The organism is Streptomyces lydicamycinicus (assembly GCF_000829715.2).
Lineage (GTDB): Bacteria > Actinomycetota > Actinomycetes > Streptomycetales > Streptomycetaceae > Streptomyces > Streptomyces lydicamycinicus.
Genome location: NZ_BBNO01000010.1, coordinates 334316 through 361290, shown reverse-complemented (window position 1 = coordinate 361290; position 26975 = coordinate 334316). Strand labels below are relative to the sequence as shown.

Sequence of the window (26975 nt, the reverse complement as noted above, 5' to 3'; positions counted from 1 at the left end):
GCGGGCAGGTGTGCGCCGGCCGCCTACGCGGGCACCCGCCCGACGCCGCCGGGCCGGAGGTCAGTGCGTCAGATCGCGGTGGATGACCCGGGCGGCGCGCTCGACGGTGGCCACGCCGTCGTCCATGGTGTGGCTGCCGGTGGAGAGGACGGCCATGCCGTAGTCGTTCCCGCCGCCGTTGAAGGTGCCGACGCTGTTCACCCGCCAGCCGTCGGTCTTGCGCGGCAGCCAGCCGTTCTTGACGTGCACGGAGGCGCCGCCGGGGGCGCCCGCGGGGACACCCCAGCGCTGGTCGGGGACGACCCGGTGCATCAGGTCGAGGGCGTAGCCGCGGGAGGCGGCGGTGAGCACCCGGTTGTCCGTGGTGAGCAGCTCCATCAGCTTGAGCTGGTCACCGGCGGTGATCTGGGTGAGACCCCAGGCACCGTGCGGGCCGGGGACGGTGTGCCGCATACCGGCCAGGGACAGGAAGTGCTGGACGCCGGCCGGGCGGACCCGGCGCCAGAGCGCGGTGGTCGCGTCGTTGTCCGACTTGGTGATCATGGCGGTGGTCAGCCGCACCTCGTGCGGGGTCAGCTTGCGGTGCGCCTCCTCGGCCTGCCGCAGCAGGGCCGCGAGTACCGTGACCTTCACCACACTCGCCGAGTCGAAGTGGGCGCCGGCCTTGAACTCGCAGTGGGTCCGGGTGCGCCGGTCGTAGATGGCCAGCGCCGAGGCGCCCTCCCGCCCGTGGAGGGCGTCGGCGATGTCCTGGGACAGCACGGGCGCCAGGCCCGGCTGCTTGGAGGTGCACACGACCTCGGAGCCGCCCACCGGCGTGCTGGCGGAGCCGGCCGCGGCCGGGGTCGCCGTGGTGAGCACCGTGAGCAGCGATCCGGCAGCCACGACCGCGGCCAGCCCGCGGCGCGCGCAGGTCGATATGCGTGATCCGTGCATGGAGGTGGTGTCCTGTCCCGCTGTGTATCGGAGGCTGCGCCGTCGGGCGGCCGGCCTCGTGCGACCGGCGCTGCCGGGTCACCGCGGCCGTGCGGCCGGCCGGTGTCCCGCTTCATGGGTCACGGCGACGATACGTGGCGGGGGTGGGGGCACCCCGGGCGAGATGGGTAGTTTGTCCGTATTTGGGGGGTGGGCTGGAGTGTGAGATTCGCCAAAATCACGGGCGAATCCGGGCATGCCGCTAGCGGCGTGGCAGGGCCTTGCGGGGGCTGGGGGCGGCGCGCGGTCGGCGGGTGGCGGCCGCCCGGCGCCGGCGGGTGGCGGCCATCAGCTGGCGGCTGCGGAGGGCCATCTCGATCTCGAAGCGGGTCCGTGGGTCCCGGAGGCGGGCGCCGAACAGCTTCTCCAGCTGGCGCATCCGGTAGCGGACCGTCTGGGGGTGGATGCTGAGTGCCTTGGCCACCTCCGGAGCGCCCATGCCGCCGAGCCAGGCGAGCAGGGTGGCCTCCAGGCGCTCGCACCGCTCCGGCGTGAGCCCCGCGAGCGGGCGCAGACGGCGGGCGATCAGGGTGTGGGCCAGCGACTCGTCCTGGAGGAGGACGAGCGAGGAGAGGTGGTCGTCGACGAACACCACTCCGGCCTCCGGTCCGTCGTGCGCGGACGCCAGGTCCAGCAGCCGGGTCGCGGCGCGTACCGAGGAGGCGGCCTCCGCAGGCGGCACCGCATGGCCGACCACCGCGGCGCGATGGCGCAGGACGCCCTTCAGCCTGGCCCGGCCGCTCTTGCCGTCGGCCAGCGACGCGGGGATCAGCAGACCCGGCGGTTCGTCCGGTGCGCTGACGAGGCAGTCGCCCAGCGCGGACGCCACCAGATGGATGTCGGTGTCGGTGCGCAGCATGACCGCGCGCACCTTCTCGGGCAGCGGACGGCCGGACCGCAACACGTCCTCGATCAGCCGGGCCACCTGCTGGTGACCGCCCCGTTCGATGACTTCCTTGAAGCTCGGGTTGCGATCGCAAAGGGCCTGCGCGATCAGTTCGGTCAAGATCGCGAGTTGGCCTTCGCTGTCGGCTCGCGTGTCACCGCAGTGCGGTAAACGGACGCCATTGAGTGCCTCGCTCACCATTCTTGCCTCTGTTTCCTTGCGTGGGAAGCTGGTCCGGCCTGTTGTACCTCACCTGGCATGTGCCGTCGGCAGCTGACAGAACTCGTTCAGAAGTCCTTACGGATTCCGTCGGAAGTCCTTCCGCTTTGCGACAGAAACTGTGCGAGATGCGGTGGGAGACGAGCGTACCCCCAGCTTCCGCTTGGAAGGAATCGTGGTGCTGAGATGAAGAAAACGTGCGGTTGGCCACAACAGGGCCGTCCTGGAAGGTGCTGGACGGGGCGTCAGACCGAAGGCCCTGGTTAGGCTGGGCAAGCCGTCCGGGATCGCCGAAACTGTGGATCCGGGCGACGTCGGGTGTCGTGCGTACCGCCCCCTAGCTGCGACGGGACTGGTGCAAGTGAAGATCCTCATCTCCGCGGACATGGAGGGCGCCACGGGCGTGACCTGGCCGGCCGATGTGCTGCCGGGAACACCCCAGTGGGAGCGCTGCCGCCATATGTTCACGTCCGACGTGAACGCGGCGATCGCCGGATTCTTCGACGGCGGGGCCGATGAGGTGCTGGTCAACGAGGCCCACTGGACGATGCGCAATCTGCTGCTGGAACAGCTCGACGAGCGCGCGCAGATGCTCACCGGGCGGCACAAATCGCTCAGCATGGTCGAGGGGGTGCAGCACGGAGACGTCGACGGGATCGCCTTCGTCGGCTACCACACCGGCGCGGGCACCGAAGGCGTCCTCGCGCACACCTACCTCGCCAACACCCTCACCGGCGTCTGGGTCGACGGCACCCGCGCGAGCGAGGGCTATCTGAACTCCCTGGTGGTGGCCGAGTACGGGGTCCCCGTGGTGCTGGTCACCGGCGACGACCGCACCTGCCAGGACGCCCTCGGCTACGCCCCGCAGGCGCCCGGTGTGGCGGTCAAGGACTATGTGTCGCGCTATGCAGCGGTCTGCCGGCCGCCGGCCCGTACCGCGGCCGAGATCCGGGCCGCCGCTCACAAGGGAGCAGCCCTGGCGGTGCGTCATGAACCGTCCCGGCGCGGGCCGTTCCGCTTCGAGCTGGAATTCGACGCCGAACACCTGGTGGGCGCGGCCACCTGCGTGCCGGGCGTGGAACGATGCGGGGAGCGCCGCATCGCGTACACCAGCCAGAACATGTACGAGGCCATCCGGTGCTTCAAGGCGGTGACCACCGTCGTGTCGTCCGCCGTGGAGGAGCAATATGGCTGAGGTGGAGTTCGCCGGGCAGCCCGGGGCCGGGCAGGTCCCCGGCGTGGACCGGCAGGCGCTCGACGAGGTGGTGCGGTTCACCTCCGAGCTGATCCGGATCGACACCAGCAACGCCGGTGACGGCGCCTGTCAGGAGCGCCCGGCCGCCGAGTACGTCGCCGAGCGGCTGACCGGGGCCGGACTGGCGCCCACGCTGCTGGAGCGCAGCAAGGGCCGTACGAACGTGGTCGCCCGCATCGAGGGCACCGACCCCTCCGCCGATGCCCTGTTGGTGCACGGCCATCTCGACGTGGTGCCCGCCGAGCCCGCTGAGTGGACTGTGCACCCCTTCTCCGGGGAGATCCGCGACGGTGTGGTCTGGGGCCGCGGCGCCATCGACATGAAGAACATGGACGCGATGGTGCTCGCCACGGTCCGCCAGTGGGCCCGCAGCGGGGTGCGGCCGCGGCGGGACATCGTGCTCGCCTTCACGGCCGACGAAGAGGCCAGCGCCGAGGACGGCTCCGGCTTCCTGGCCGACCGGCACCCAGAGCTCTTCGAGGGTTGCACCGAAGGCATCAGCGAGTCCGGGGCCTTCACCTTCCACGCCGGCAACGGGAGGCAGTTGTACCCGGTCGCGGCGGGGGAGCGCGGGACGGCCTGGCTGAAGCTGACCGCCCGGGGGCGGGCCGGGCACGGCTCGAAGGTCAACCGCGACAACGCCGTCAGCCGGCTCGCCGCGGCCGTGGCCCGGATCGGCGCGCACGACTGGCCGGTCCGGCTCACCCCGACGGTGCGGGCCGCGCTCCGTGAACTCGCCGCGCTGTACGGCGTCGACACCGATGTCGACGCGCCGGACTTCGACGTCGATGCGCTGCTGAGCAGGCTCGGCACGGCCGCCAGGCTGGTCGAGCCGACGGTGCGCAACAGCGCCAATCCGACGATGCTGGCGGCCGGTTACAAGGTCAATGTGATTCCGGGGACCGCCGTCGCCCATATCGACGGCCGGGTGGTCCCCGGCGGCGAGGCGGAGTTCCGTACGACCATGGATGAGCTCACGGGCCCCGAGGTGAGCTGGGAGTACCACCATCGCGAGATCGCGCTGGAGGCCCCGGTCGACTCCCCGACGTTCGCCGCGATGCGGGCCGCGATCGAGCGCTTCGACCCGGACGGCCAGGTCGTGCCGTACTGCATGTCCGGCGGAACCGACGCCAAGCAGTTCTCCCGGCTGGGCATCACCGGCTATGGCTTCTCCCCGCTGAAGCTGCCCGAGGGCTTCGACTACCAGGCGCTCTTCCACGGTGTGGACGAATGTGTGCCGGTCGAGGGGCTGCATTTCGGGGTCCGGGTGCTCGATCATTTCCTGCGCGCGGTCTGACCGGCCGACGCGTTGCCCGACCGGTGGTGGAGAGGAACGACAGCATGGTGACCACGGCTCCGTACGGCGGCTGGACGTCCCCGATAGATGCCCGGATGGTCGCCGCGCACGACGGCCGGCCGGCCTTTGTCGGGGTGGTCGGCGACGAGGTGTGGTGGACGGAGCCGCGGCCCGGCGAGGGCGGCCGGCGGGCGCTGGTCCGCCGGCGGCCGGACGGCACCGAGGAGTCGGTGCTTCCCGCGCCCTGGAACGTCCGCAGCCGGGTGCTGGAGTACGGCGGTCAGCCCTGGGCCGGTGCCGTCACCGAGCGCGGGCCGCTGGTCGTCTTCAGCAACTTCGCCGACCAGCGGCTGTACGCCTACGCACCGGACAGTGACCAGGCCCCGCGCCCGCTCACCCCGCACTCCGGCACCGGTGACGGGCTGCGCTGGGCCGATCCGGTGCTGCGCCCCGAGCTCGGTGAGGTCTGGTGCGTCCTGGAGGAGTTCACGGGCGACCGGCCGACCGATGTGCGCCGGGTGATCGCGGCCGTGCCGCTCGATGGCTCCGCCGCCGAACACCGCTCGTCCGTAAGAGAGTTGAGCGACGGTCAACATCGCTTCGTGACCGGTCCGCGGCTCTCCCCGGACGGGCGGAAGGTGGCCTGGCTCGCCTGGGACCATCCCCGTATGCCCTGGGAGGGCACCCTGGCGATGGTCGCCAGGGTCACCGGGAAGGGCGAGTTCGAGGACATCCGGCCGCTCGCCGGCGACCTCGGCGCGGACGCGCCGCACGGCGGTGCGGCCGGTGAGTCCGTCGCCCAGATCGAGTGGGCGGCCGACGGCTCACTGCTGTTCGTCTCGGACGTCAGCGGCTGGTGGGAGCTCCAGCGCCTCGACCCCGACGGCGACGCGACGAGCCGCGGTCTGTGCCCGTCCCGGCAGGAGGAGTTCGGCGGGCCGCTGTGGACCGTCGGCCAGCGCTGGTTCCTGCCCCTGGACAACGGCACCCTCGCGGTGATCCACGGCCGGGGCGCCACCTCCCTGGGCATCCTCGACCCGGTGAGCGGAGAACTGGTCGATGCCGCGGGGCCGTGGACCGAATGGGCGCCCAGCCTCGCCGTGCACGGCAGCCGCGTCGTCGGCATCGCCGCCGGCCCGCACAGCTCGTACGAGATCGTCGAGCTGGACACCTGCACCGGACGCGCCCGGGTACTGGCCTGCCGGCACGCCGATGTCCTGGACCCGGCCTACTATCCCCGGCCGCTGAGCCGCACCTTCACCGGCCCCGGCGGACGGGACATCCACGCCCACATCTACCCGCCGCACAACCCCGACCACCGCGCCCCCGACGGGGAGCTGCCGCCCTTCGTGGTGTGGGCGCACGGCGGCCCCACCGGCCGGGCACCGCTGGTCCTCGACCTGGAGATCGCCTACTTCACCACCCGGGGCATCGGCGTCGCCGAGGTCAATTACGGCGGCTCGACGGGCTATGGCCGGGAGTACCGCGAGCGGTTGCGCGGCCAGTGGGGAGTGGTGGACGTCGAGGACTGTGCCGCCGTCGCCCGCGCACTGGCCGATGAGGGCACCGCCGACCGCGCCCGGCTCGCCATCCGCGGCGGCAGCGCCGGCGGCTGGACCGCCGCCGCCTCCCTGACCGCCACCGACCTCTACGCCTGCGGCACCATCAGCTATCCGATCCTGGACCTGACCGGCTGGGCCACCGGCGAGACCCATGACTTTGAATCGCGGTATCTGGACTCGCTGGTCGGACCGCTCGCCGAGGTGCCCGACCGCTATCGCGAACGCTCGCCGCTGCACCGCGCGGACCGGATCACCGCGCCGTTCCTGCTGCTCCAGGGCCTGGACGATGTGATCTGCCCGCCCACGCAGTGCGACCGGTTCCTCGCGGCGGTCGCCGGGCGCGGCATACGGCACGCCTATCTGTCGTTCCCCGGCGAGGGCCACGGCTTCCGCCGTGCGGAGACCATCGTGCGCGCCGTGGAGGCCGAACTCTCCCTCTACCTCCAGACCTTCGGCATCACCCGCGGCGATGTCCCGACGCTGGAGCTGCGCGGATGACGGGGCCGGGGCCGGTCAGGCCCCCGCGGCTGCGGTCCGGCGACCGGGTGGCGGTGGTGGCGCCCAGCGGCCCGCTCGTGGCGGAGCGGCTGGACCGCGGACTGGATGTGCTCCGCGGCTGGGATCTCGACCCGGTCGCCGCGCCCCATGCCCGCGGCACCCACCCCACGCTGGGCCATCTCGCCGCGTCCGACGGGGAGCGGGCCCGCGATCTCCAGGACGCGTGGTGCGATCCGTCCGTGAAGGCGGTGTTCGCGGCGCGCGGTGGCTACGGCGCCCAGCGGATGGTCGACCTGCTGGACTGGGACGCGCTCCGTGCCGCGGCCCCCAAACCGCTGATCGGCTTCAGCGATGTGACGGTGCTGCACGAGGCGTTCGCGGTGCGTGCCGGGGTGTCCACGCTGCACGGACCGGCCGTCGCGGGTGAGGTCTTCCTCAAGGACGACGCCACCCGGGAACATCTGCGGCGCACGCTGTTCGCGCCGGAGACCGTCCGCACCCTGGCCCCGCCGTCCGCCCGGCCGCTGGTGCCGGGCCGGGCCCGCGGGGTCACCCTCGGCGGCTGTCTGGCCCTGCTCGCCGCCGAGCTGGGCACCCCGCGGGCCCGGCAGGGCGCGGCGGGCGGGCTGCTCCTACTGGAGGACGTCGGGGAACCGCCGTACCGCATCGACCGGGCGCTCACCCAACTCCTGCGGGCCGGCTGGCTGGAGGGGGTCGCCGGAGTCGTCCTCGGCTCCTGGGCCCGCTGCGGGCCCTACGAGCAGGTGCGGGAGGTGCTGGTGGACCGGCTGGCCGGGCTCGGGGTGCCGGTGGTCGAGGAGTTCGGCTTCGGACACGGCGATTCCGCACTGACCGTGCCGCTGGGCGTCCCCGCCGAGCTGGACGCGACGGCCGGCACGCTGACCTTCGAGGTGCCGGCAACGGCGTGAGCGCACCACCGGTTTGATGGCCGCTCACCCCTCCACCGTCCAGGGCCTCATGGGGTCGCCACGACTCCTCTCGCCCGAAGACGGCACTGAACGCACGTCCTAACCACGACGTGTGTGCGGAGCGTTGACATGCCGTTACCCGTGTCACAGCATGAGCGCGCCGCTACCGACTGGTTGGTACGACCTGTGTGGAGGTCCTCGTGCCCAGCGTGTCCCGAGCCGTGTCCCGCCCCGTGCTCCGCAGGTCCCTCGCCCTGCTGGCCGGCTCCGCCCTCGCCGCGCCGCTCTTCCTGACCGCCCCCGCGGTGGCCGCCGCCGACCCGTACACCGTCACCGCGCTGAAGGTCACCGTCCAGGGCGGGGAACGCCGCTGCACCGTGGACGCGGATGTCTACCGCCCCGCCGGAGTCGACGCCGCCCACCCGGCACCCGCCGTGCTGACCACCAACGGCTTCGGCGGCAGCAAGAAGGACGGCTCGACCGACGGCCTCGCCAAGGCCCTCGCCGCCCGCGGCTATGTGGCGCTGGCCTACTCCGGGCTCGGCTTCGGCAAGACCGGTTGCCCGATCTCCCTCGACGACCCCGGAATCGACGGCCGGGCGGCGAGCGGGCTGGTCGACCTGCTGGCCGGCGCCCGTACGGCCGACGACGGGACACGTCTCGACTACATCGCCAAGGACGGCGTACGCGATCCGCGGGTCGGCATGATCGGTGGCTCCTACGGGGGCGCGATCCAGCTGGCCACCGCCGCCGTCGACCACCGGGTCGACGCACTGGTCCCGCTCATCACCTGGAACGACCTCTCCTACTCCCTGGATCCGAACAACGCCGGGCGTACCCACGGGGTCACCGGCCCGCTGCCCGGTGCCTACAAGTGGCAGTGGACGAACGGGTTCTTCCTGATCGGCGAGGCGCAGGGGCTGCTGCATCCGCAGCTCGACCCGTCGCGCACCGGCGGCTCCGGCTGTCTGCACTTCGTCGCGCGGGCCTGTGAGACCAAGCGGCTGCTGGACTCCGATAAGTACCCGGCGCAGAAGACCGACGCCGTGCTCCGCTATGCGCGCAGCGTCTCCCCGGTCTCGTATCTGCCGTCGGTGCAGGCGCCGACGCTGCTGGTGCAGGGCCAGAACGACAGCCTGTTCAACCTCAACGAGGCCACCGCCACCTACCGGACGCTTGCCGCGCAGGGCACCCCGGTCAAGATGATCTGGCAGGCATGGGGCCACAGCGGCGGGATGAAGAAGCCGGTGCAGGGTGAACTCAACCTGGCGCAGGGCAACCTGGACACCAGTTACGTGGGCCGGCGGGTCCTGGCGTGGTTCGACCGCTATCTGCGGCGCCGGACGGCGACCGGCACCGGCCCGGCCTTCGCGTATCACCGGGACTGGGTGACCGCCGGTTCCGCCTACGCCACCTCGCCCGCCTTCCCTGCGGGCGGCACCCGGCGGCTGTATCTCTCCGGGGACGGCAAGCTCGTCGGCCACCGCAGTGAGGTGACGCGCGGCAGCCGGGCGTACCGCAATCTGCGGATGGCCACCAGCCACTCGGAGAGTTCGCTGGCCGGGCTGCTGGGGCTGCCGGACGTGGCGCCGTATGACGCCAGGGGCAGCTACCTCGACTGGACCTCACAGCCGGTGTCGGGCGGGCCGGTGGACGTGGTGGGCGCGCCCAGGGTGACGCTGAAGGTCACCTCGCCGCAGGCCGAGCGGGCCCAGCGGTCCGCGGACGCGGCCGACAAACTGGTGCTGTTCGCCAAGCTCTACGATGTCGCGCCGGACGGCAGGAAGACGCTGGTGCACCGGTTGGTGGCCCCGGCCCGGGTGCCCGATGTGACCCGGCGGTTCACCGTGGAACTGCCGGGCATCGTGCACCGCTACGAGCCGGGGCACCGACTGCGCTTCGTGATCGCCGCGAGCGACGACGCCTATGTGGGCAATCGCGGCGTGAAGCCGGTGACGGTCACCAGTACGCCCGGGGACACCGGGGTCCTCGAACTGCCCGTCACCCAAGGGGTGTTGCGGTAGCGGATGGGGTGGATGCCGTAGGGACAAGTGGAGGGGCGGACGGCTCGGGCGCGGGTGTGGGCCGGGGCCGCGCGCGTCAGCCGGGTCGTCCGCGGGGTGCTACCGGTCGTCCATGACCGTGATGGCCTGCACGGGGCAGGCGCGGGCGGCTTCCCGTGCCAGCGGGTCGCCCGCGCCGTCCTCACGGCCGGGCAGCAGTGCACTGAAACCGTCGTCGTCCTGGGTGAAGACCCCCGGCGCGGTCAGGGCACACTGGCCGGCGCCGATACAGCGGTCGGTGTCGATCGCGATCCGCATTCCGGACCCCTTTCTCTGGTCTGCCGTCCTGGCTGCTACCAGGCCAGCGGCAGTTCGATCATTCCTTGCAGGGTGTCACCGGCCTTGAACGGAATCTCGGCGGCCGGTACGGCGAGCCGCAGCTGCGGGATCCTGGTGAACAGCGAGCGCAGCGCGATCTCCATCTCCGCGCGGGCGAGGTTCTGCCCCAGGCACTGGTGGATCCCGAAGCCGAAGGCCACGTGATGGCGGGCCGAACGGCCGAGGTCCAGCTCGTCCGGTGACGGGTAGGTGGCCTCGTCCCGGTTGATCAGCGAGGCGGGGAACAGGACCCCGTCGTCGGCGCGGATGACCTGTCCGCCGATCTCGATGTCCTCCGTCGCCACCCGCAGCAGGCCGTCCGCGATGGACAGGAACCGCAGCAACTCCTCGATGGCGGCCGGCATCAGGCCCTCTTCGGCCTTGAGCTGCGCCAGCTGCTCGGGGTGCTCCAACAGGGTGAAGGTGGCGAGCGAGATCATGTTGGCGGTGGTCTCATGACCGGCCACCAGCAGGATCATGGCGATCTGGACCAGCTCGTCGCGGGGGAGCGCGCCGGTCCGCAGCCGGTCCTCGATCAGCTCGTCCAGCAGCCCGTCGCCCGGGTTCTTCTCCTTGGCGGCGATCAGCCCGGTGAAGTACTCCTCCAGCTTCAGCCGGGCGTCCTCCGCCTCCGCGGCCGACCGTCCGCGCAGGATCCGGCGGGACTCCTCCTCGAAGAACTCATGGTCGGCGTACGGGACTCCGAGCAGTGCGCAGATCACCATCGAGGGGACCGGCAGGGCGAACGCGGAGACCAGCTCGGCGGGCGGGCCCTGCTCCAGCATCCGGTCGAGCAGTCCGTCGACGATCTGCTGGATCTGCGGCCGCAGTGCGGCGGTCCGCTTGAGGCTGAAGCTGGGGATCAGCATCCGGCGCTGGGTGTTGTGCTCCGGATCGTCGACCCCGATCAGCGGGGCCCGGACGCGGCGGATGGCGGCGAAGCGTTCGAACGGGATCGGGAAGGCCGGGTTCTGCCGGTCGGCGGAGAGTCGCTGGTCGGTCAGCAGCGCCCGTGCCTCGGTGTGGCCGGTGACCGCCCACACCTTGCGGCCGCCGTAGAGCGTGACCTGGGTCAGCGGGCCGGCCTCGCGCAGTGGTCGGTATGCGGCGGGCGGGTGGTACGGACAGGTGCGGTTCTGAAAGTAGGGGATGGCTTCGGTCACGAAATTCCTCCCGTACGAGTCTTGAGTGGCTCAAGTTGCTCGTGTGTGAGATGGCAACGCTGTGGCGCGCCGTGTTCGCCGCGCCGATCTCACCTCATGCCTCGGATACTGGGCATGTCTACGCGCAGTTCGGCCAACTTCGCTCAGATTGCGACATGTTGGGCTTCATCGACTCCGTCCCGCGGCCGTACGAGGGTGTCGATCACGCCATCCAGATAGCGGTCCCGTGCCGCCTCGGCCGGCAGGCTCTGCGGGACGGCGTGCCCGAGCTGGGTGTGGCCGAGGTAGGCGGTGTACGCCAGCAGGCCGCGGTGCCGCGCCTCGCCCTCGGGGAAGCCCAGCGCGGCGAAGAGTGCGGCGAGATAGCCGATGCGCCGGTCGGTGACCCGGGCGAGCGCGGCGGCCACCCGTGGGTCCGTCGCGTTCGCCAGCAGGGAGACCTCCAGTGGGTCCGTGGCGGCCCGGGAGGTGGCCAGCGCGAGCAGCCGGCGCAGTCGTCTGCCGGGGTCGGGCTCGGCCTCCACCTCGGTGATCACGGCCTCGGTGCCGGCCTCTTCCCAGCGCTCCAGCGCGGCCTCGATCAGCGCGTCCCGGTTGCTGAAGTGCCAGTAGAAGCTGCCCTTGGTGGTGCCCAGCCGGGCGGCCAGCGGCTCCACGGCCACCGCGGCGAGGCCGCCTTCGCCCATGGCCGCCAGGGCGGCATCGGCCCAGTCCCGGGCGGTCAGCCGGGGTCGTGCACTGCTGCCGCGGGGGGCCTTCGCTCGCTGCTGCGCCATATCCATACGGTACCGTACGGTCAAACATACGCCACCGTATGGAGGTGCCTCGTGCGTACCGTCCGCGATGTTCATGCCCGCACCGTCCACGCCCCGGCCGGTGCCGTCGGGGCGCTGCTCGACCGGCTCGGCGGCGCGGACGACCCGCTCTTCCCCACACCGGTCTGGCCGCCGATGCGCTTCGACCGCCCCCTGGGTGTCGGCGCCGACGGCGGGCACGGCTTCATCCGCTATCGCGTCACGGCGTACGAACCCGGCCGCCGTATCCGCTTCGACTTCACCGGCGGCGAGGACGGGTGGCACGAGATCACCGTCCGGCCCCTGGGGCCCGACAGCTGCCGGGTGGAGCACATCCTGCACAGCCGGCTCCGGCCGGCCGGGGCGGTGGTCTGGGCACTGGCGCTCCGGGCCGTGCACGGCACCGTCGTGGAGGAGATCTTCGACAACATCGAACGGGTCGCCACCGGCCGGGTGGCGGCCCCGGTCCGCCGGTCCCCGCGGGTGCGCCTGTTCAACCGGCTGCTCTGGGACCGGCCCCGGGCCGTCGAGCTCCCCGCCGCGGCCCGGCTGGCGCACCGGGCCTTCCCGCGTACCGACTTCCAGGACGCCTGGCAGATGGATCTGCTGCCCGGTATGCCGCAGGAACCGGAGGCGTGGGAGGGCGTCCTGCGCGGCGCCTCCTTCCCGGTCGTCGGGCGCGCGGACACGGAGATCCTGCTCGGCGAGGACGCCCGGCACCTGGACTTCCGGGCCTCGATCCTGGTCGCCGACGGCCGGGTCACACTCGGTACGGTCGTCCGCCTCCACCGCACCGCCGGCCGCCTCTACTTCGCCGTCGTACGCCGGGTCCACCCCTTCATGGCCCGTCTGATGCTGCGCCGCATCCACCGTCGACTGGCGCTCGCCGCACCGACCGCGGGGGAGCGGGCGGCGGCCCGGGGGTGACGCACCGGCCACCTGGACCACCCCGCCCGGTCCGTGCGGGACGGACGCGCCGGTGTGGCGGGAGGGCGGCTGACGGCCGGAACGGCCCTGGCGCGCCGCCCGGCCGGCTGGCCTGCCGCTGCCGCCCTTCGTACGATCTGCCGATGACGAGCAACGACCGCTACCTCGCGCGCGGCCCGCGGGTGGGTATCCGGCACTTCACCGCCGCCGACCGGGCAGAGTTCACCGCGCTCGCGCGGGAGAGCGCGGAACTGCACCGCCCCTGGCTCTTCCCGCCCACCACGGACGCCGCGTACGACGGCTATCTGCTGCGGCTCCAGGAGCCGCAGCGCGAGGGGTTCTTGATCTGTGAGCCGGCCGACGGCCGGATCGCCGGTTACCTCACGATCAACAACATCGTGCACGGCGCGTTCCGCTGTGGCGCGATCGGCTACGGCGTCTTTGCGCACGCCGCCGGCCGCGGGCTGATGACCGAGGGCCTGCGGCTGGTGATCCACCACGCCTTCACACAGCTGGGGCTGCACCGGCTGGAGGCCAACATCCAGCCGGCCAACGAGCAGTCGATCGCCCTGGTCAAGCGGGCGGGCTTCCGGCTGGAGGGGTTCTCCCCGGACTTCCTCTTCATCGACGGCGCCTGGCGCGACCACGAGCGCTGGGCGATCACCGCCGAGATGGTCTCCGGGCGGGCGGGATGAGGCGACGGGCGTGCGGGGTGAGCCGATGTCAGTGCGGTGTGCTGCGATGTCCCTCATGACCATCGACTTCCGACGCAGCGTGCCGGTCTTCCGGATCTTCGACGTCACCAAGGCCCATGAGTTCTATGTCGACTACCTCGGCTGCACGGTCGACTGGGAGCACCGCTTCGCTCCCGGTATGCCGCTCTACACGCAGGTCTCCCGCGGTGGCCTCGTGCTGCACCTGTCGGAGCACCACGGCGACGCGACGCCCGGCTCCACGCTCTACACCGAGCTGAGCGGGGTGCGCGCCCTGCACGCCGAGCTCGCCGGGAAGAACTATCCGTATCTGCGGCCCGGTCTGGAGCAGGACGAGATCGGTACCTCGCTCACGCTGACCGATCCCTTCGGGAACCGGCTGCGCTTCAACGAACCGGACGCCGCCGCGCAGCCGTCCGACAGGGCCCCGGCTAGCGGGACTTGCGGTTGATCTTCATGGTGTCCATGTCGGTGGCCGAGGACCGCAGGTCGCGGTAGCCCAGCCCGGCGGCCCGTAGCGCGGTCTCCGCCTTGTCCTCGGCGAGCGCGGCCGCCATCTCCTCGCCGTCCGCCGCGTCCGAGACGATGACGAAGCGGTAGCTGAAGGAGTGCAGCGGGGTGTCGTACGCCAGCGAGCCCTCCGGTGTGAACGTGAACCGGTCCAGCCCGTGCGCGTCCACCTCGGTCAGCAGCTTCGTCCGGGACTCGGCCGTCAGACCGTCCCACTTGCCGCGGACGATGACTCGGTAGGTGTGCTGGGTCGCCATGGGTGCCCCTTTCCGTTTCTGCCTGCGTCAATGAGCCGAAGGGCCAGGCTATTTCGCCGCATCCTCGCGGGCCTCCCCATTTCCGGGGCGGCTGTGTGACGATCACGGCATGCGCCGAACCGTACTGATCGATGCCCCCTCCAACCTGGGACTGCGACCGCCCGCGCCCGGCACCGTTCCCGGCTGCTACAAGCTCGCGGGCGCACTGCGCGAACAGGGACTGCTGCGCCGGCTCGGTGCGCTGGAGGGCGGTGTGGTGGTGCCCCCGCGCTACGACCTGGGGGACTGGAAGGAGGGGGACGGCGACTTCAACGCCGCCGCCCTCGCCGCCTATACGGGCCGGCTCGCGACCCGTATCGAGGGGCATGTGGCCAGCGGTGACTTCCCGGTGGTGCTGGGCGGGGATTGCAGCATCCTGCTCGGCGCGGTGCTCGCACTGCGCCGGCTGGGGCGCTACGGCGTCGCCTACCTCGACGGGCACGGCGACTTCCGGCACCCGGGCAATGCGGCGGTCTCCGGCCCGGTCGGTGCCGCGGCCGGGGAGGGCCTGGCGCAGATCACCGGGCGAGGACAGGCGGACCTGACGGACCTCGACGGGCTGCGGCCGTACGTCCGCGACGAGGACGTATGTGTCCTCGGCATCCGCGATGTGGACGAGGACCAGGAGGAGTTGACCGGCCTCGGGATCAGCCACGCCCCGGTCGGGGAGATCCGGCGGCGCGGCCCGGAGGCGGTGGCCCGCGACGTCCTCACCCACTTCCAGCGCGCGCACCTCGACGGCTTCTGGATCCACCTCGACGCGGATGTCCTCGACCCGTCCGTTATGCCGGCCGTCGACAGCCCCGACCCCGGCGGCCTGCTGACCGGTGAACTCCTGGCTCTGCTGGGCCCGTTGGCCGCCTCGCCGCGCTGCGCCGGCATCAACGTCACCATCTACGACCCGGACCGCGACCCCGAAGGGACCGGCGCGGCGCTGCTCACCGAGCTCCTTGAGAGTGTCTTTGCGCAACCCTGACCTCGCCCGGCCCCGGGAGACCCTGTGCAGAGCGGCGATCGCACGGTTCCATGGTCAACAGGAGGCCGCCGCAGCCGAGGTGGCCCGGTCCAGCATTGCGAGGCAGCCGTGGCCACGAGTGTGCGACGCACCACCCTGACCCTCCCCGCCGCCCCCCTCGGCCCGGACAACCCCCTCCCCGCGCTGCGGGCCGGTCAGGACGTGCACCACATCGAGGTCCCCCAGGACGCCGGACTGCCCGCCGACATGGCGCGGCAGATCGGCTGTGCACCGCTGCGCTCGCTCCTGCCCGCCCCGCTGCGCGACGGCTACGGCCGGTCCCGCCGCCCCACCGACCTCGACGCGCTGGTCCTGGAGAACGACCGGCTGCGCGCCACCGTCCTGCCCGGCCTCGGCGGCCGGGTGTACTCCCTGCACCACAAGCCCACCGACCGCGAACTCCTCTACCGCAACCCGGTGTTGCAGCCCGCGGCCTTCGCCCTCAACGGCGCCTGGTTCTCCGGCGGTATCGAGTGGAACATCGGCGCCACCGGACACACCACGCTCTCCTGCGCCCCGCTGCACGCCGCCCGGGTTCCGGCGCCGGACGGCGGGGAGATGCTGCGGCTGTGGGAGTGGGAGCGGCTGCGCGATCTGCCCTTCCAGGTGGACCTGTGGCTGCCCGAGGGCTCCGACTTCCTCCATGTGGGCGTGCGCATCCGTAATCCGCACCACCACACCGTGCCGGTCTACTGGTGGTCCAACACCGCCGTGCCCGAAGGGGAGCGCACCCGCGTCCTGGCCCCCGCCGACGCGGCCTGGCACTTCGGCTACGAACGGACCCTGCGCCGGGTCCCGGTCCCCGACGCCGACGGCACCGACCGCAGTTACCCGCTGCGCAGCACCTACCCCGCCGACTACTTCTACGACGTGCCCGACGGCGCCCGCCGCTGGGTCACCTCCCTCGACGCCGACGGCCGCGGTCTGGTGCAGACCTCCACCGACACCCTGCGCGGCCGCAAGCTCTTCCTGTGGGGCGCGGGGCGGGCGGGGCGGCGCTGGCAGCGGTGGCTCACCGAACCGGGCAGCGGCGGCTACGCCGAGATCCAGGCGGGGCTGGCACGTACCCAGCTGGAGCATGTGCCGCTGGACGCCGGCGGCGAGTTCAGCTGGCTGGAGGCGTACGGGCCGCTGGACACCGATCCCGCGGCGGTGCACGGCGCGGACTGGGGCGCGGCCCGCGCCGAGGTCGCGGCCCGGCTGGAGGCCGCCCTGCCCCGGGCGGATGTCGAGGCCGCCTACGCCGCCTGGCTGCCGTACGCCGATCAGGAACCGAAGGAGTCGCTGGCCACCGGCTCGGGCTGGGGCGCGCTGGAGGTGGCCCGCACGGGACTGGACCTGCCCGGTACGCCCTTCGGCCCGGCCACCCTGGGCGCCGAACAGGAGCCGTGGCTGACGCTGCTGAGAACCGGGGACCTGCCGGCCGGCGGCCCGGTACCCGGACCGGTGCTGACCGCGCCGGCCTGGCGCGATCTGCTGGAGTCCGCACCGCCCGGCCCGTCCATCGACTACCACCTGGGACTCGCCCAGTGGCAGGCCGGCGACCGCGCCCAGGCCGTCCGCAGCTGGGAGCGGGCCCACGGGCACGGCGCCGGCTGTCTGCCGCTGTACTGCCTGGCGGTCGCCGAGTCCACGGCGGGTGAGCCGGCCCGCGCCGCCGACCGGTATGCGCAGGCCTGTGCCGAAGCGGCGCGGGCGGCCTCGGCACCGGACCCGGCCGCACGGGCCTGGCGGGTGGTGCTGCCGGCGCTCGCCCGGGAGGCGGTGCCCGCGCTGCTCGCGGCCGGCCGTACCGAGGAGGCCGCGCAGCTGCTCGCGGGCCTGCCGCCGGCCGACCCGGCCGACGGCCGCTTCCGGCTGCTGACCGCGCAGGTGCTGCTCGCCCAGGGGCAGCCGGCCGCGGCCCGGGGGATCTTCGAGGCCGGCTTCGAGATCGCCGGTCTGCGGGAGGGCGACGAGGTGCTCGGCGACACCTGGTACGCCATCGCCGAGCAACTGGTCGCGGGCGGCGGCCCGGTCACCGAGGAGGTCCGCGCCGCGGCCCGGTCCGCGCATCCGCTCCCGGAGCGCTACGAGTACCGGATGCGGCCGGTGTAGTCCGCGGACGGCGCCCGGGGCCGGGCGGACGGCATCGTCCGCCCGGCCGCCGTCACGCCACCGGCCGCCCGTCCGTCCGCCGTCAGGCCAGCGGCTTGTCCAGCACCGCCTTGGTGTGGCTGAAGGTGTCCAGCGAGTACTCGCCGTGGTAGCGCCCCATACCGCTCTCGCCGACCCCGCCGAACGGCAGCCCGGGCGCGGTGAGATGGGCGACCGGCAGCCCGAAGGTGAGCGCGCCCGAGGAGGTCTCGGCCAGCAGCCGCCGCTTGGTGTCCTCGGAGGCGGTGAACGCGTAGAGCGCCAGCGGCTTGTCCCGTTCGTTGATGAAGGCGATCGCCGCGTCCAGGTCGGGCACCGGCACGATCGGCAGGACCGGGCCGAAGATCTCCTCCCGCATCACCGGTGCGTCGGGGTCGACATCGGCGAGGATGGTGGGCGCCAGATAGCGCGTGGCGCGGTCGTGCGCACCGCCGATGACCGTGCGCCCGCTGTCGAGCAGGGCGGTAAGCCGGTCGAAGTGCCGGGTGTTGACGATCCGTCCGTACTCGTCCGCGGCGGCCGGGTCGTCGCCGTACGTCTCGCGCACCGCCGCGACGAGATGCGGCTCGATTTCCCGGGCGGTGTCACCGATCGCCAGGACGTAGTCGGGCGCCACACAGGTCTGGCCGGCGTTGAGGAACTTGCCGGCCACCAGCCGCCGGGCCGCCGCGGCCAGATCCGTCCCCGGATCGAGGACGACCGGGCTCTTGCCGCCCAGCTCCAGGGTGACCGGCGTCAGATGCGGTGCGGCAGCCGCCAGCACGATCCGGCCGACGGTGCCGTTGCCGGTGTAGAAGATGTGGTCGAAGCGCTCGGCCAGCAGGGCGGTGGTCTCCGGGACGGCGCCCTCGACGACGGCCACCGCGTCGCCGTCCAGATAGCGCGGCAGCAGCCGGGCGATCGCGGCCGAGGTGGCCGGGGCGAGTTCGCTGGGCTTGACGACGGCGCAGTTGCCTGCGGCCAGCGCGCCGACGAGCGGGGCGAGCGCCAGTTGCAGCGGATAGTTCCAGGGGGCGATCACCAGGACGACGCCGAGCGGTTCCCGGACGGTGTGCGCGGTCGCCGGGAGCAGCCGCTCGGGCAGCTCCGCGGGACGGGGCGCCAGCCAGCCGTCGAGCCGGTCCAGGGTGTGGTCGATCTCGTGCAGGGTGAAGCCGATCTCGGTGCGATAGGCCTCCTCCGGGCCCTTGCCGAGGTCGTCGGCGAGGGCCCGGAGGAGCTCGTCGCGGTGGTCGGTGAGCAGGGTGCGCAGGGCCGTCAGCTGGCCGCGGCGCCATTCCGGGGAGGCGGTGCGGTGGGTGGTGAAGGTGCGGCGGAGCCGGCCGACGACTGCGGCGGCGTCCAGGTCGGTGGAGTGGGTCGGAGAGGCCATGGCGCCGAGGCTACACGAAACGAAAATATTTCGTTTCGTAATGGAGGCCGGTAGACTCCCGACGTGGCCGAACGCACCGAGAGCAACCAGACCGCGCCCGCCGAGCGGCAGCCGTCCCGCGGCCGGCCGCGGGACGCCGAACGCGACCGGGCGCTGCTGGCGGCCACCCTCCAGGTGCTTCAGGAGAGCGGCTACGGCGGGCTGACCACCGCGGCCGTCGCCAAGCGGGCCGGGGTGTCCACCGCGACCCTCTACCGCCGCTGGCGCTCCAAGGAAGACCTGGTCGTGGGCACCGCCGTCAGCTGGGCCAGCGACCTCGGCCCGCAGCCGGACACCGGCAGCCTCCGAGGCGACCTCGCCGTCCTGCTCCGCGACAAGGCGGAGACGCTGGAGGGCCCCGGCGGCCGGCTGCTGCACATCCTGATCGGTGAGGCCGCGCACAACGAGGCGCTGGCCCGGGTCCTGGACTCCGCGATCGTCCAGCCGGTCCGCGACCGGGCCGCCGAGGTCGTGCGCCGCGCGGTCGCCCGCGGCGACATCCCGCCGCTGGAGAACGCCCATGTACTGGCCGATCTCGTCGTCGGCTCCATGGTCAGCCGCCTCTTCCTGACGCCCGACGTGACGTACCAGGGCGCGACGGACGGGCCCACGTCCGGCGAGGCGGCGATCGGCGAACTCCTGCCGTTCCTGCTGCGCGCCCTGGGGGCACCGCCCGGCTGAGGCCGTCCGGGCCGCCTCCCCGCCGGGAGCGGCGTCCGTCGCCCCGCTCGTCCGGATCTCAGGAGACCGCGGCGATACGGGTGAGAGCCTCGGTGAGCGTCTCCGGTGCGCAGCCGAAGTTCAGCCGCGCGAAGCCGTTGCCCGAAGGGCCGTAACGGTGACCGGCGTTGAGGGCGACCCGGGCGGCGGTGAGGAGATGCGCGCTGGGGTCGTCGCCCCGGCCGAGCGCGCGGAAGTCGAGCCAGGCCAGAAAGCCCGCCTGCGGCTGCCGGTAGCTCACCTCGGGCAGCAGCTTCCCCAACAGGTCCGCCAGCAGCCGCCGGTTGTGATCGAGCGCCTCCAGGACATCGGCGAGCCAGGGGCCACCGTCGTTGAGCGCGGCCACCGTGGCGAGCACGCCCAGGTGCCCGGTGCGGTACAGCGAGTGTGGCGACAGCCGGTCCACATACCGCTTCGGCGCCGGATCGGCGGTGACGACGACGGCGGCCTTGAGCCCGGCCAGATTCCAGCCCTTGCTGGCCGACAGGAACGAGAACCCCCAGCGCCTCGCCTCCTCCGACACCGACAGGAACGGCACGAACTCGGCGCCCGGCAGGACGAGCGGGGCATGGATCTCGTCGGACAGCACATGGACGCCGTACCTGTCGGCCAGCTCGGCGAGCGCCACCAGCTCCTCGCGCCGGTGCACCAGGCCCATGGGGTTGTGCGGATTGCACAGCACATAAGCCGTGGCGTGATCGGCGAAGGCCCGTTCCAGGGCGTCCGGGTCGAGCCGCCATCCTCCTGGACCCTCGATCAACGGCGCCTCCACGACATGCGCCCCGACCTCACGTATCCACCAGGAGAACGGCTCGTACACCGGCGGGCTGATCACCACCCGGTCGCCCGCGCTGACGACCCGGCGCAGCACCTCGACGACACCGATGCCGACGTCGGCGACGGTGCGCACGCCATCGGCGTCGATGTGCCAGCCCCAGCTGCGCCGGGCGTAGTTGCGCACCGCCTCCGCCAGTTCGCGGGTCGGCGCCGCATAACCGGTGTCCGACCGGTCGACCGCCTCATGGAGGGCCTCGGCGACCGGCTCCGCCAGCGGGAAGTCCATCTCCGCGACAGGGAGGGGCAGTACGTCGTCCGGGAAGGTCCGCCATTTCGCACTCCGGCGCTTCCTCAGTTCGGTGAGCGGGGGGATCGAGAGGTTGCCCATGGGGACTCCTGAAGGTGGCCTGGTCTGCCGTCGCCCCTCGATGATCGGCCGGGCGGGAGGCCGTCCGCTTCCGATAAATTGCCGAGCAATGCCGAAAAACCGCCACGCCCCGCGCCTGGTCACCGGCCTGCGGCCGCTGCCCGCCGGTACCGGCGTCGACGCGCACCGCCATGACGAGCACCAGATCGTCTACGCGGGCCGTGGCGTACTGTCCGTCACCACCGGGGCGGGCAGCTGGATCGCCCCCGCCACGCGGGCCCTCTGGATCCCGGCCGGAACCGTTCACGAGCACCGCGCCCATGGCGACACCGACCTCCACCTGGTGGGACTGCCGGTGCGGGACAACCCGCTGCGCCTGGACCGGCCCGCGGTCCTCAAGGTCGGCCCGCTGCTGCGCGAGCTGATCCTCGCCTACACCGAGCGGCCCGACGGCCGCGGCGCCGAACGCCGCCGCCTGCGGGCCGTCCTGCTCGACGAGCTCCGCCGCTCGCCCGAGCAGCCGCTCCACGTGCCCGCCGCCACCGATCCGCGTCTGGTCGCGGTGTGCGCCCTGCTCCGCGCCGACCCGGCCGACCAGCGGACCCTGGCACAACTCGGCGCCACCGCCGGGGTCAGCGACCGCACCCTCACCCGGCTCTGCCGCACCGAATTCGGTATGAGCTTCCCGCAGTGGCGCACCCAGCTGCGCCTGCACCACGCCCTGCGCCTGCTGGCCGAGGACACCCCCGTCACCGTCGTGGCACACCGCTGCGGCTGGGCCTCCAGCAGCGCCTTCATCGACGTGTTCCGCCGGGCCTTCGGCCACACCCCCGGCGCCCACCGCGACCGGCACTGACCACCTGGACCGAGCCGGTCCCGCCCCGGCCCCCGCACGCCTCGTACGCCATTCCGGTGACCGTCCGCGCGACCGTGGAATGAACCCCGGCCGTCACGCGTTGTAGCGGATCATGAAGGCAATCATCGCGAACAGCTACGGCGGCCCCGAAGTCCTCACCTACACCGACCACCCCGATCCGAAGGTGGGCCCGGACTCGTTCCTGATCCGGGTCAAGGCGGCCGGGGTCAATCCGGTGGACTGGAAGATCCTCGCGGGCTATCTGGACCCGATGATGGACGGGCACTTCCCGCTCATCCCCGGGTGGGACGTGGCGGGCGTGGTCGAGGCGGTCGGCGCGGACGCCACCGAGTACGCGGTCGGTGACGAGGTCATCGGCTATGTCCGCAAGGACGAGGTGCAGCACGGCACCTTCGCGGAACTGGTCGCCGCACCGGTCCGGACCCTGGCACCCAAGCCGGCGTCGCTCAACTGGCAGCAGGCGGCCGGGCTCCCGCTCGCCGGACTGACGGCCTATCAGGCACTCGACCGGGTCGGTGTGACGGCCGGCGAGACCGTGCTGGTGCACGCCGCCGCGGGCGGTGTCGGCTCCCTCGCCGTCCAGATCGCGGTCGCCCGGGGAGCCCGCGTCATCGGCACGGCCAGCGAGCGCAACCACGAGTTCCTGCGGTCCCTGGGCGCCGATCCGGTCACATACGGTGACGGCCTCGCCGCCCGGGTCCGGGAGCTCGCCCCCGAAGGCGTCGACGCGGCCGTGGACTTCGTAGGCGGTGGCGTCGTCGACGTCTCGCAGGAACTCCTCAAGGACCGCGGCCGGGTGGCCTCCATCGCCGACGGCGAGGTCAAGGTCAAGGGCGGCCACATGGTGTGGGTCCGCCCGGACACCGCCGACCTGACCGCCCTCGGCGCCCTCGCCGACGCCGGCAAGCTGACCGTGCCGGTCGCGTCCGCCTTCCCCCTGTCCGAGGCCGCCGAGGCCTTCCGCCAGAGCATGACGGGCCGCACCCGCGGCAAGATCGTGCTGGACGTGTCCTGAGGTGAACCGTCGACCGGCCCTACCCCTCCCCGTCCTGCCTCCGGTCCACGTACTCGAAGACCGAACCGTCCGGGTGGCGGGCGACCAGGTTGCGGCCGATCGGGGTGGGGAGGGGGCCGGCGATGATGTCGGCGCCGACCGCCTTCAGGTCGGCCACCGCTTCATCGACGTCCTTGACGGCGAGGGTTGCCGTGATCTTGCGCAGCACCGACAACTCCGCCTCGGGGCCGCTCATCAGGAAGAAGCATCCGACGGCCGCGACGGCCACCCCGCCGCGCTGGAAGCGGATCGCCTCGGCGCCGGTCAGGCGTTCGTAGACGCCGATCGCGGAATCGAGATCACCGACGCACACCCGCAATGAGGTCCCCAGAATGTCCATACGGGCCACCCTAGTTGGGGGACCTGCCGGGACGCGATCACTTGGCCATGATCAGACCGCTCTTCGCCGCCCCCCGGGACAGCACGATCTCCCGGATGCTGTCCCGGGCCCGTGCGTAGTCGCTGCGTCCGGGCCGGTCGGCCAGCGCCGCATTGAGGTTGACGATGTGGAAGCCGTCGTTCACATCGGTGAGTTGGGGGAGGAACTCCGCCTTGCGGACCGTCCAGCGCCCGCCGGGAGTGGTGGGACCGGCGAAGGTGAAGCGGGCCATCGAGCTCTGGTTGCCGCGGCCGTCCGGCTGGTCGCTGTGGTTGAACATGTGGCCCGCGAGCTGGTCGCCCATCCCGTAGACGACCCAGGTGCCATTGACCTTCTCGTAGGGCTGCGGGACATGGGCGTGGGTGCCCAGGATCAGATCGATGTCAGGCCGTCCGCCGGTGCGTGCGGCGGTCAGCGCGCGGGCCAGGGTGCGCTGTTGCTCGTCCGGCGGCTGCTGCCACTCCGTGCCCCAGTGGATGCTGACGACCACCACGTCCGCACCGGCCCGGCGGGCCGCGCGGGCGTCGGTGAGGATCTTCTCGCGGTCGATCAGATTGACCGTCCAGGGCGCCTTGCCGGGCAGGGGTATGCCGTTGGTGCCGTAGGTGTACGAGAGCTGGGCGACCTTCGCGGGACCGGCCCGCAGCAGCGTGACCCGGGAGGCCTCGGCGGCGGAGCGGGCCGAGCCGGCATGGCGCAGACCGACCGCGTCCATGGCGCCGAGGGTGCGGTGCACCCCGTCGACCCCGTCGTCGAGGGTGTGGTTGGAGGCGGTGGAGCAGGAGTCGTAGCCGGCGTCCTTGAGGGCGGCGGCGACCTGGGGCGGGGACTTGAAGCTGGGGTAGCCGGTGAACGGCCCGCCGTCCCTGCCGTAGATCGTCTCCATATGGCAGATCGCCAGGTCGGCGCCGGAGACCACCGGCTTCACCCCGGCGAACATGGCACGGAAGTCATGGCCGTTGCCGTGCGCGTCGTCGCCGGACCGCCGGATGATCTCGCCGTGCGGCAGTACGTCGCCGGTGGCCAGGAGGGTGAAGCCGGCCGCGGCGGAGGCCCGGGCGCCGCCGGGTGGGGCGGACGGCGCGGAGCGGGTGGGGCCGGTGGACTGCTGGGTTCCGCAGCCCACCGCCAGGAGGGTCAGCGCCGCTATCGCGGCCAGGCGTCGTTGAGGGGTCACGCCCCATCCATATCGGGATTAATAGGATTTATCTGCCGGGGAGGGGGTGCGGCTGGGCCGTCGGAGGGAGGGGCGGAGGGGGGGCGGACCCGGCCCGGCGGCGAGCCGGCCGGCCGGGCCCCGCCGTCAGACCCGGCAGAGGATCTCGCCGTGCAGGACGCCGAACCAGCCGTCCTCGTCGGCGCCCCAGGACCGCCAGGCCCGCGCGATCCGTTGCAGCTCCGCCGCTGTGGCGTGTCCGCCGGCCACCGCGAGCTGCGCATACGAGGAGCTGACCGTGCGGTCCGCCCACAGCTCGCTCCACCAGGACCGCTCCGCGGGGGTGCGGAAGAGCCAGGTGGCGGCCGTGGCGGTGATCGCGTCGGGGGTGAAGCCGGCCTGCCGTGCCCAGGCGTGCAGCCGGCGTCCGGCGTCCGGCTCGCCCCCGTTGGCGCGGGCCACCCGCTGGTACAGCCGCTGCCAGTCGGTCATCCCGTCGGACTCCGGGTACCAGGTCATGGCCGCGTAGTCCGAATCGCGGACGGCGACGATCCCGCCCGGCTTGGTGACGCGGCGCATCTCGCGCAGTGCCTGGACGGGATCGCCCACGTGCTGGAGGACTTGATGGGCGTGCACCACGCAGAAGGTGTCATCGGGGTAGTCCAGTGCGTGGACATCCCCGACCGCGAAGTGGACGTTCGTCAGCCCGCGGCCGGCGGCCGTGGCGCGCGCCTGCTCCAGGATCTCCGGGGCGTACTCCAGGCCGGTGACCTGGCCGTCCGGCACCAGTGCGGCCAGGTCGGCGGTGATGGTGCCGGGGCCGCAGCCGATGTCCAGGATCCGCATGTGCGGACGCAGTGCGCCGAGCAGGTAGCCGGCCGAGTTGGCGGCGGTGCGCCAGGTGTGGGAGCGCAGTACGGACTCGTGGTGGCCATGGGTGTAGACGGCGGATTCCTGCGGCATGGTCGGCTCCTTCGCATGCGTCGGAGGGCGACCGGACGGCGCGCGGCGGCACCCCCGGTCGCCGTCCGGGCGACCGCCCGCACCGCGCTGCGGCCGCCCCTCGGCGTGGTGATCACACCGTACGCCGCCATCCCGAATGATGAGAGTGGGGTCTCATTATTCGGGCAGCAGGCGGTAGACCGTCAGCGCCTCCTTCTGCTTGTCGATCGTCAACTCGCTCGGCGCGTGGGCCACTTCGCCGTCGAAGGCCAGCGTGGTGCCCGCCGGAAGGTCGCTGATCCGCAGCCGGGAAAGCCGCGCCTCACCGAGCACCGGGGTGCTGCGCGGGGTGCCCGACAGGGCCGCGAGGAGTAGCCGGGTGCGGGCCAGCCGGCCGCCGTGCACCACCCGTACATCGAGCACGCCGTCCGCCAGATCGTGCCGCCGCACCGGCGCGAACCCCAGCCCCCGGTACTGGCAGTTGCCGACGAACAGCAGCCATACGGCGCGCCGCTCACCATTGATCCGCAGGGTCAGCGGCTCGGCGGTGCGCAGCACCTCCCAGGCCGCCAGCACCCCGGCCGGCCAGGCCCCGATCCGGCCCGCCCACCGCTCGCGGATCCGCACCAGCTCCGGATACGCGCCGATCGAGAAGGTGTTGAGGAACTGCCGCCCCTCCAGATGCGGCCCGGCCCGGAAGCGCGCCGCATCCACCGCGACGGCCTCCCCGGTCTCCACGGCGCGGGCCGCCGCCGCATAGGTCTCGATCCCCAGGTCGTACGCGAAGTGGTTCAGCGTGCCGCCGGGCAGCACCGCGAGCGGCAGCCCGTGCCGTACCGCGACCGCCGCCGCGGCGTTGACGGTGCCGTCCCCGCCGAGCACGCCCAGCGCACCACCCAGCGCTCTGGCCCGTTCCGCGGCGTCTTCGAGGGCCTTGTCCAGCGACGGCCCGTCCGGCTCGCCGCACACCGTCACCTCGGCCTGCGGCAGCACCCCGTGCACCTCCTCGGCCCGGTCCGGGCGGGGGCCGGAACGCTGCCCCGCCCCCTGGTTCGCCACCACGACCAGTCCGCGGCCGCCCGGCAGCGCGGGCGCCTCCGCACGCGGCCGGGCGGGCGGTGCCAGCTGGGCGCGGGTCGGTGCGAAACCGCGCACTGCGAACGCGGCGCCGGCCCCCAGCGCGGCCCCCGCCAGCACATCACCCGGATAGTGCACGCCCGTATAGACGCGGGAGAACGCCACCGACGCGGCGACCGGCGCCAGCGCCAGCCCCCACCACTTGTTCTCCATGGCCACCCCGGTCGCGAACGCCACCGCCGAGGCCGCGTGCCCGGAAGGGAAGGACGAGGTGAGGGGCTGGCGGTGCAGCTGCCGAATCACCGGCACCGTGTCCAGCAGCGGGCGCTGCCGCCGGACCGAACGCTTGCCGAGGGTGTTCACCGTCGCCGAGGCCACGGCCAGCGAGGCCACTCCGCGCAGCGCGGCCCGGCGCATCGGCCGGCCCCCCAGCGCGGCCGCACCGGCCGCGAGGCCGAACCACAGCAGCCCATGGTTGGCGCTCCGGGTCAGCCGGGGCAGCACCCGCTGCGCGCCCGGCCATTCGCGCGCCGCAATCAGGTCGAAGGTCCGCCGGTCGAGATGGGTCAGTAGCGATCGCATGCGCCACCTTGTACCCCAGACTGCCTGGAACAGGCAGGATCCCGCAGCGGAGGCCCCGCGCGCGGCGCCGCGGAGCG

At 72.8% G+C, this 26975-nt stretch carries 25 protein-coding genes; 13 read left to right on the top strand and 12 right to left on the bottom strand.

Annotated features, from left to right (window positions below; translation table 11 throughout):
• Positions 1–60 precede the first annotated feature (60 nt).
• Both TU31_RS32395 and TU31_RS32390 read right to left on the bottom strand, forming a co-directional pair.
• Positions 61–936 carry a serine hydrolase gene (locus tag TU31_RS32395; protein WP_042161243.1) on the bottom strand — a complete coding sequence of 292 codons (876 nt, stop codon included), beginning with the start codon at positions 934–936 and terminating at the stop codon, positions 61–63.
• Positions 937–1177: 241 nt separating this feature from the next.
• Positions 1178–1981 carry a PucR family transcriptional regulator gene (locus tag TU31_RS32390; RefSeq protein ID WP_245698935.1) on the bottom strand — a complete coding sequence of 268 codons (804 nt, stop codon included), beginning with the start codon at positions 1979–1981 and terminating at the stop codon, positions 1178–1180.
• Between the two features lie 460 nt (positions 1982–2441).
• Between TU31_RS32390 and TU31_RS32385 the strand changes: the two genes are divergently transcribed.
• The 5 genes from TU31_RS32385 (at position 2442) to TU31_RS32365 (ending at position 9645) form a co-directional block, all read left to right on the top strand.
• On the top strand, positions 2442–3275 hold the full coding sequence (locus tag TU31_RS32385; protein ID WP_042161240.1) for a M55 family metallopeptidase: 834 nt from the start codon (positions 2442–2444) through the stop codon (positions 3273–3275).
• Entirely contained in the window at positions 3268–4632 is a 1365-nt protein-coding gene (locus TU31_RS32380; protein ID WP_042161239.1) for a M20/M25/M40 family metallo-hydrolase, read from the top strand. The genes TU31_RS32385 and TU31_RS32380 overlap by 8 nt, the downstream gene beginning before the upstream one ends.
• Before the next feature lie 44 nt (positions 4633–4676).
• The gene (locus TU31_RS32375; protein WP_042161237.1) at positions 4677–6692 is read left to right on the top strand and encodes a prolyl oligopeptidase family serine peptidase; all 2016 of its coding nucleotides are present in this window, start codon (positions 4677–4679) and stop codon (positions 6690–6692) included.
• A complete protein-coding gene (locus tag TU31_RS32370; RefSeq protein ID WP_042161235.1) occupies positions 6689–7621 on the top strand; it encodes a S66 peptidase family protein in 933 nt (310 codons plus the stop codon). The genes TU31_RS32375 and TU31_RS32370 overlap by 4 nt, the downstream gene beginning before the upstream one ends.
• Positions 7622–7821: 200 nt before the next feature.
• Entirely contained in the window at positions 7822–9645 is a 1824-nt protein-coding gene (locus TU31_RS32365; protein ID WP_370682780.1) for an alpha/beta fold hydrolase, read from the top strand.
• Positions 9646–9744: 99 nt separating this feature from the next.
• Here the strand turns inward: TU31_RS32365 and TU31_RS32360 are convergent, their stop codons facing one another.
• From TU31_RS32360 to TU31_RS32350, 3 genes are all read right to left on the bottom strand, one after another.
• On the bottom strand, positions 9745–9942 hold the full coding sequence (locus TU31_RS32360; protein WP_042161231.1) for a ferredoxin: 198 nt from the start codon (positions 9940–9942) through the stop codon (positions 9745–9747).
• A gap of 35 nt (positions 9943–9977) precedes the next feature.
• On the bottom strand, positions 9978–11165 hold the full coding sequence (locus TU31_RS32355; RefSeq protein ID WP_042161229.1) for a cytochrome P450: 1188 nt from the start codon (positions 11163–11165) through the stop codon (positions 9978–9980).
• A 143-nt stretch (positions 11166–11308) separates the two neighbouring features.
• Positions 11309–11947: a TetR/AcrR family transcriptional regulator gene (locus TU31_RS32350; protein WP_042161227.1), complete on the bottom strand. Its 639-nt coding sequence runs from the start codon at positions 11945–11947 to the stop codon at positions 11309–11311.
• 45 nt (positions 11948–11992) lie between these two features.
• On the opposite strand from TU31_RS32350, the gene TU31_RS32345 reads away from it, so the two are divergent.
• The 3 genes from TU31_RS32345 (at position 11993) to TU31_RS32335 (ending at position 14050) form a co-directional block, all read left to right on the top strand.
• Positions 11993–12886, top strand: coding sequence for a DUF2867 domain-containing protein (locus tag TU31_RS32345; RefSeq protein ID WP_042161225.1), 894 nt, complete (start codon positions 11993–11995; stop codon positions 12884–12886).
• Positions 12887–13029: 143 nt separating this feature from the next.
• Positions 13030–13581 (top strand): GNAT family N-acetyltransferase, encoded by a 552-nt coding sequence (locus tag TU31_RS32340; RefSeq protein WP_042161223.1) that lies wholly within the window; start codon positions 13030–13032, stop codon positions 13579–13581.
• A gap of 55 nt (positions 13582–13636) precedes the next feature.
• Positions 13637–14050, top strand: coding sequence for a glyoxalase superfamily protein (locus tag TU31_RS32335; protein ID WP_042161470.1), 414 nt, complete (start codon positions 13637–13639; stop codon positions 14048–14050).
• On the opposite strand, the gene TU31_RS32330 is transcribed toward TU31_RS32335, so the two are convergent.
• The gene (locus TU31_RS32330) at positions 14031–14366 is read right to left on the bottom strand and encodes a DUF6204 family protein (RefSeq protein ID WP_042161220.1); all 336 of its coding nucleotides are present in this window, start codon (positions 14364–14366) and stop codon (positions 14031–14033) included. The genes TU31_RS32335 and TU31_RS32330 overlap by 20 nt on opposite strands.
• Before the next feature lie 109 nt (positions 14367–14475).
• Here TU31_RS32330 and TU31_RS32325 point away from each other — a divergent pair, with 109 nt between their 5' ends.
• The gene (locus tag TU31_RS32325; protein WP_042161218.1) at positions 14476–15381 is read left to right on the top strand and encodes an arginase family protein; all 906 of its coding nucleotides are present in this window, start codon (positions 14476–14478) and stop codon (positions 15379–15381) included.
• A 108-nt stretch (positions 15382–15489) separates the two neighbouring features.
• Positions 15490–17517: a DUF5107 domain-containing protein gene (locus tag TU31_RS32320; RefSeq protein WP_042161217.1), complete on the top strand. Its 2028-nt coding sequence runs from the start codon at positions 15490–15492 to the stop codon at positions 17515–17517.
• 82 nt (positions 17518–17599) lie between these two features.
• Here the strand turns inward: TU31_RS32320 and TU31_RS32315 are convergent, their stop codons facing one another.
• On the bottom strand, positions 17600–18928 hold the full coding sequence (locus tag TU31_RS32315; RefSeq protein ID WP_042161215.1) for an aldehyde dehydrogenase family protein: 1329 nt from the start codon (positions 18926–18928) through the stop codon (positions 17600–17602).
• Positions 18929–18991: 63 nt separating this feature from the next.
• On the opposite strand from TU31_RS32315, the gene TU31_RS32310 reads away from it, so the two are divergent.
• Entirely contained in the window at positions 18992–19648 is a 657-nt protein-coding gene (locus TU31_RS32310) for a TetR/AcrR family transcriptional regulator (RefSeq protein WP_042161213.1), read from the top strand.
• A gap of 58 nt (positions 19649–19706) precedes the next feature.
• Here the strand turns inward: TU31_RS32310 and TU31_RS32305 are convergent, their stop codons facing one another.
• Positions 19707–20852 carry a MalY/PatB family protein gene (locus tag TU31_RS32305; RefSeq protein WP_042161211.1) on the bottom strand — a complete coding sequence of 382 codons (1146 nt, stop codon included), beginning with the start codon at positions 20850–20852 and terminating at the stop codon, positions 19707–19709.
• 88 nt (positions 20853–20940) lie between these two features.
• Between TU31_RS32305 and TU31_RS32300 the strand changes: the two genes are divergently transcribed.
• Both TU31_RS32300 and TU31_RS32295 read left to right on the top strand, forming a co-directional pair.
• Positions 20941–21687 carry an AraC family transcriptional regulator gene (locus TU31_RS32300; protein WP_042161209.1) on the top strand — a complete coding sequence of 249 codons (747 nt, stop codon included), beginning with the start codon at positions 20941–20943 and terminating at the stop codon, positions 21685–21687.
• Between the two features lie 112 nt (positions 21688–21799).
• Positions 21800–22723 carry an NADP-dependent oxidoreductase gene (locus TU31_RS32295; protein WP_042161207.1) on the top strand — a complete coding sequence of 308 codons (924 nt, stop codon included), beginning with the start codon at positions 21800–21802 and terminating at the stop codon, positions 22721–22723.
• A 19-nt stretch (positions 22724–22742) separates the two neighbouring features.
• On the opposite strand, the gene TU31_RS32290 is transcribed toward TU31_RS32295, so the two are convergent.
• The 4 genes from TU31_RS32290 to TU31_RS32275 form a co-directional block, all read right to left on the bottom strand.
• Entirely contained in the window at positions 22743–23102 is a 360-nt protein-coding gene (locus TU31_RS32290) for a VOC family protein (protein ID WP_042161205.1), read from the bottom strand.
• 37 nt (positions 23103–23139) lie between these two features.
• Positions 23140–24318: a CapA family protein gene (locus TU31_RS32285; protein ID WP_042161204.1), complete on the bottom strand. Its 1179-nt coding sequence runs from the start codon at positions 24316–24318 to the stop codon at positions 23140–23142.
• A 126-nt stretch (positions 24319–24444) separates the two neighbouring features.
• Positions 24445–25260 (bottom strand): class I SAM-dependent methyltransferase, encoded by an 816-nt coding sequence (locus tag TU31_RS32280; protein ID WP_042161203.1) that lies wholly within the window; start codon positions 25258–25260, stop codon positions 24445–24447.
• Positions 25261–25416: 156 nt separating this feature from the next.
• Positions 25417–26898 carry a bifunctional phosphatase PAP2/diacylglycerol kinase family protein gene (locus tag TU31_RS32275; protein WP_042161201.1) on the bottom strand — a complete coding sequence of 494 codons (1482 nt, stop codon included), beginning with the start codon at positions 26896–26898 and terminating at the stop codon, positions 25417–25419.
• Positions 26899–26975 lie beyond the last annotated feature (77 nt).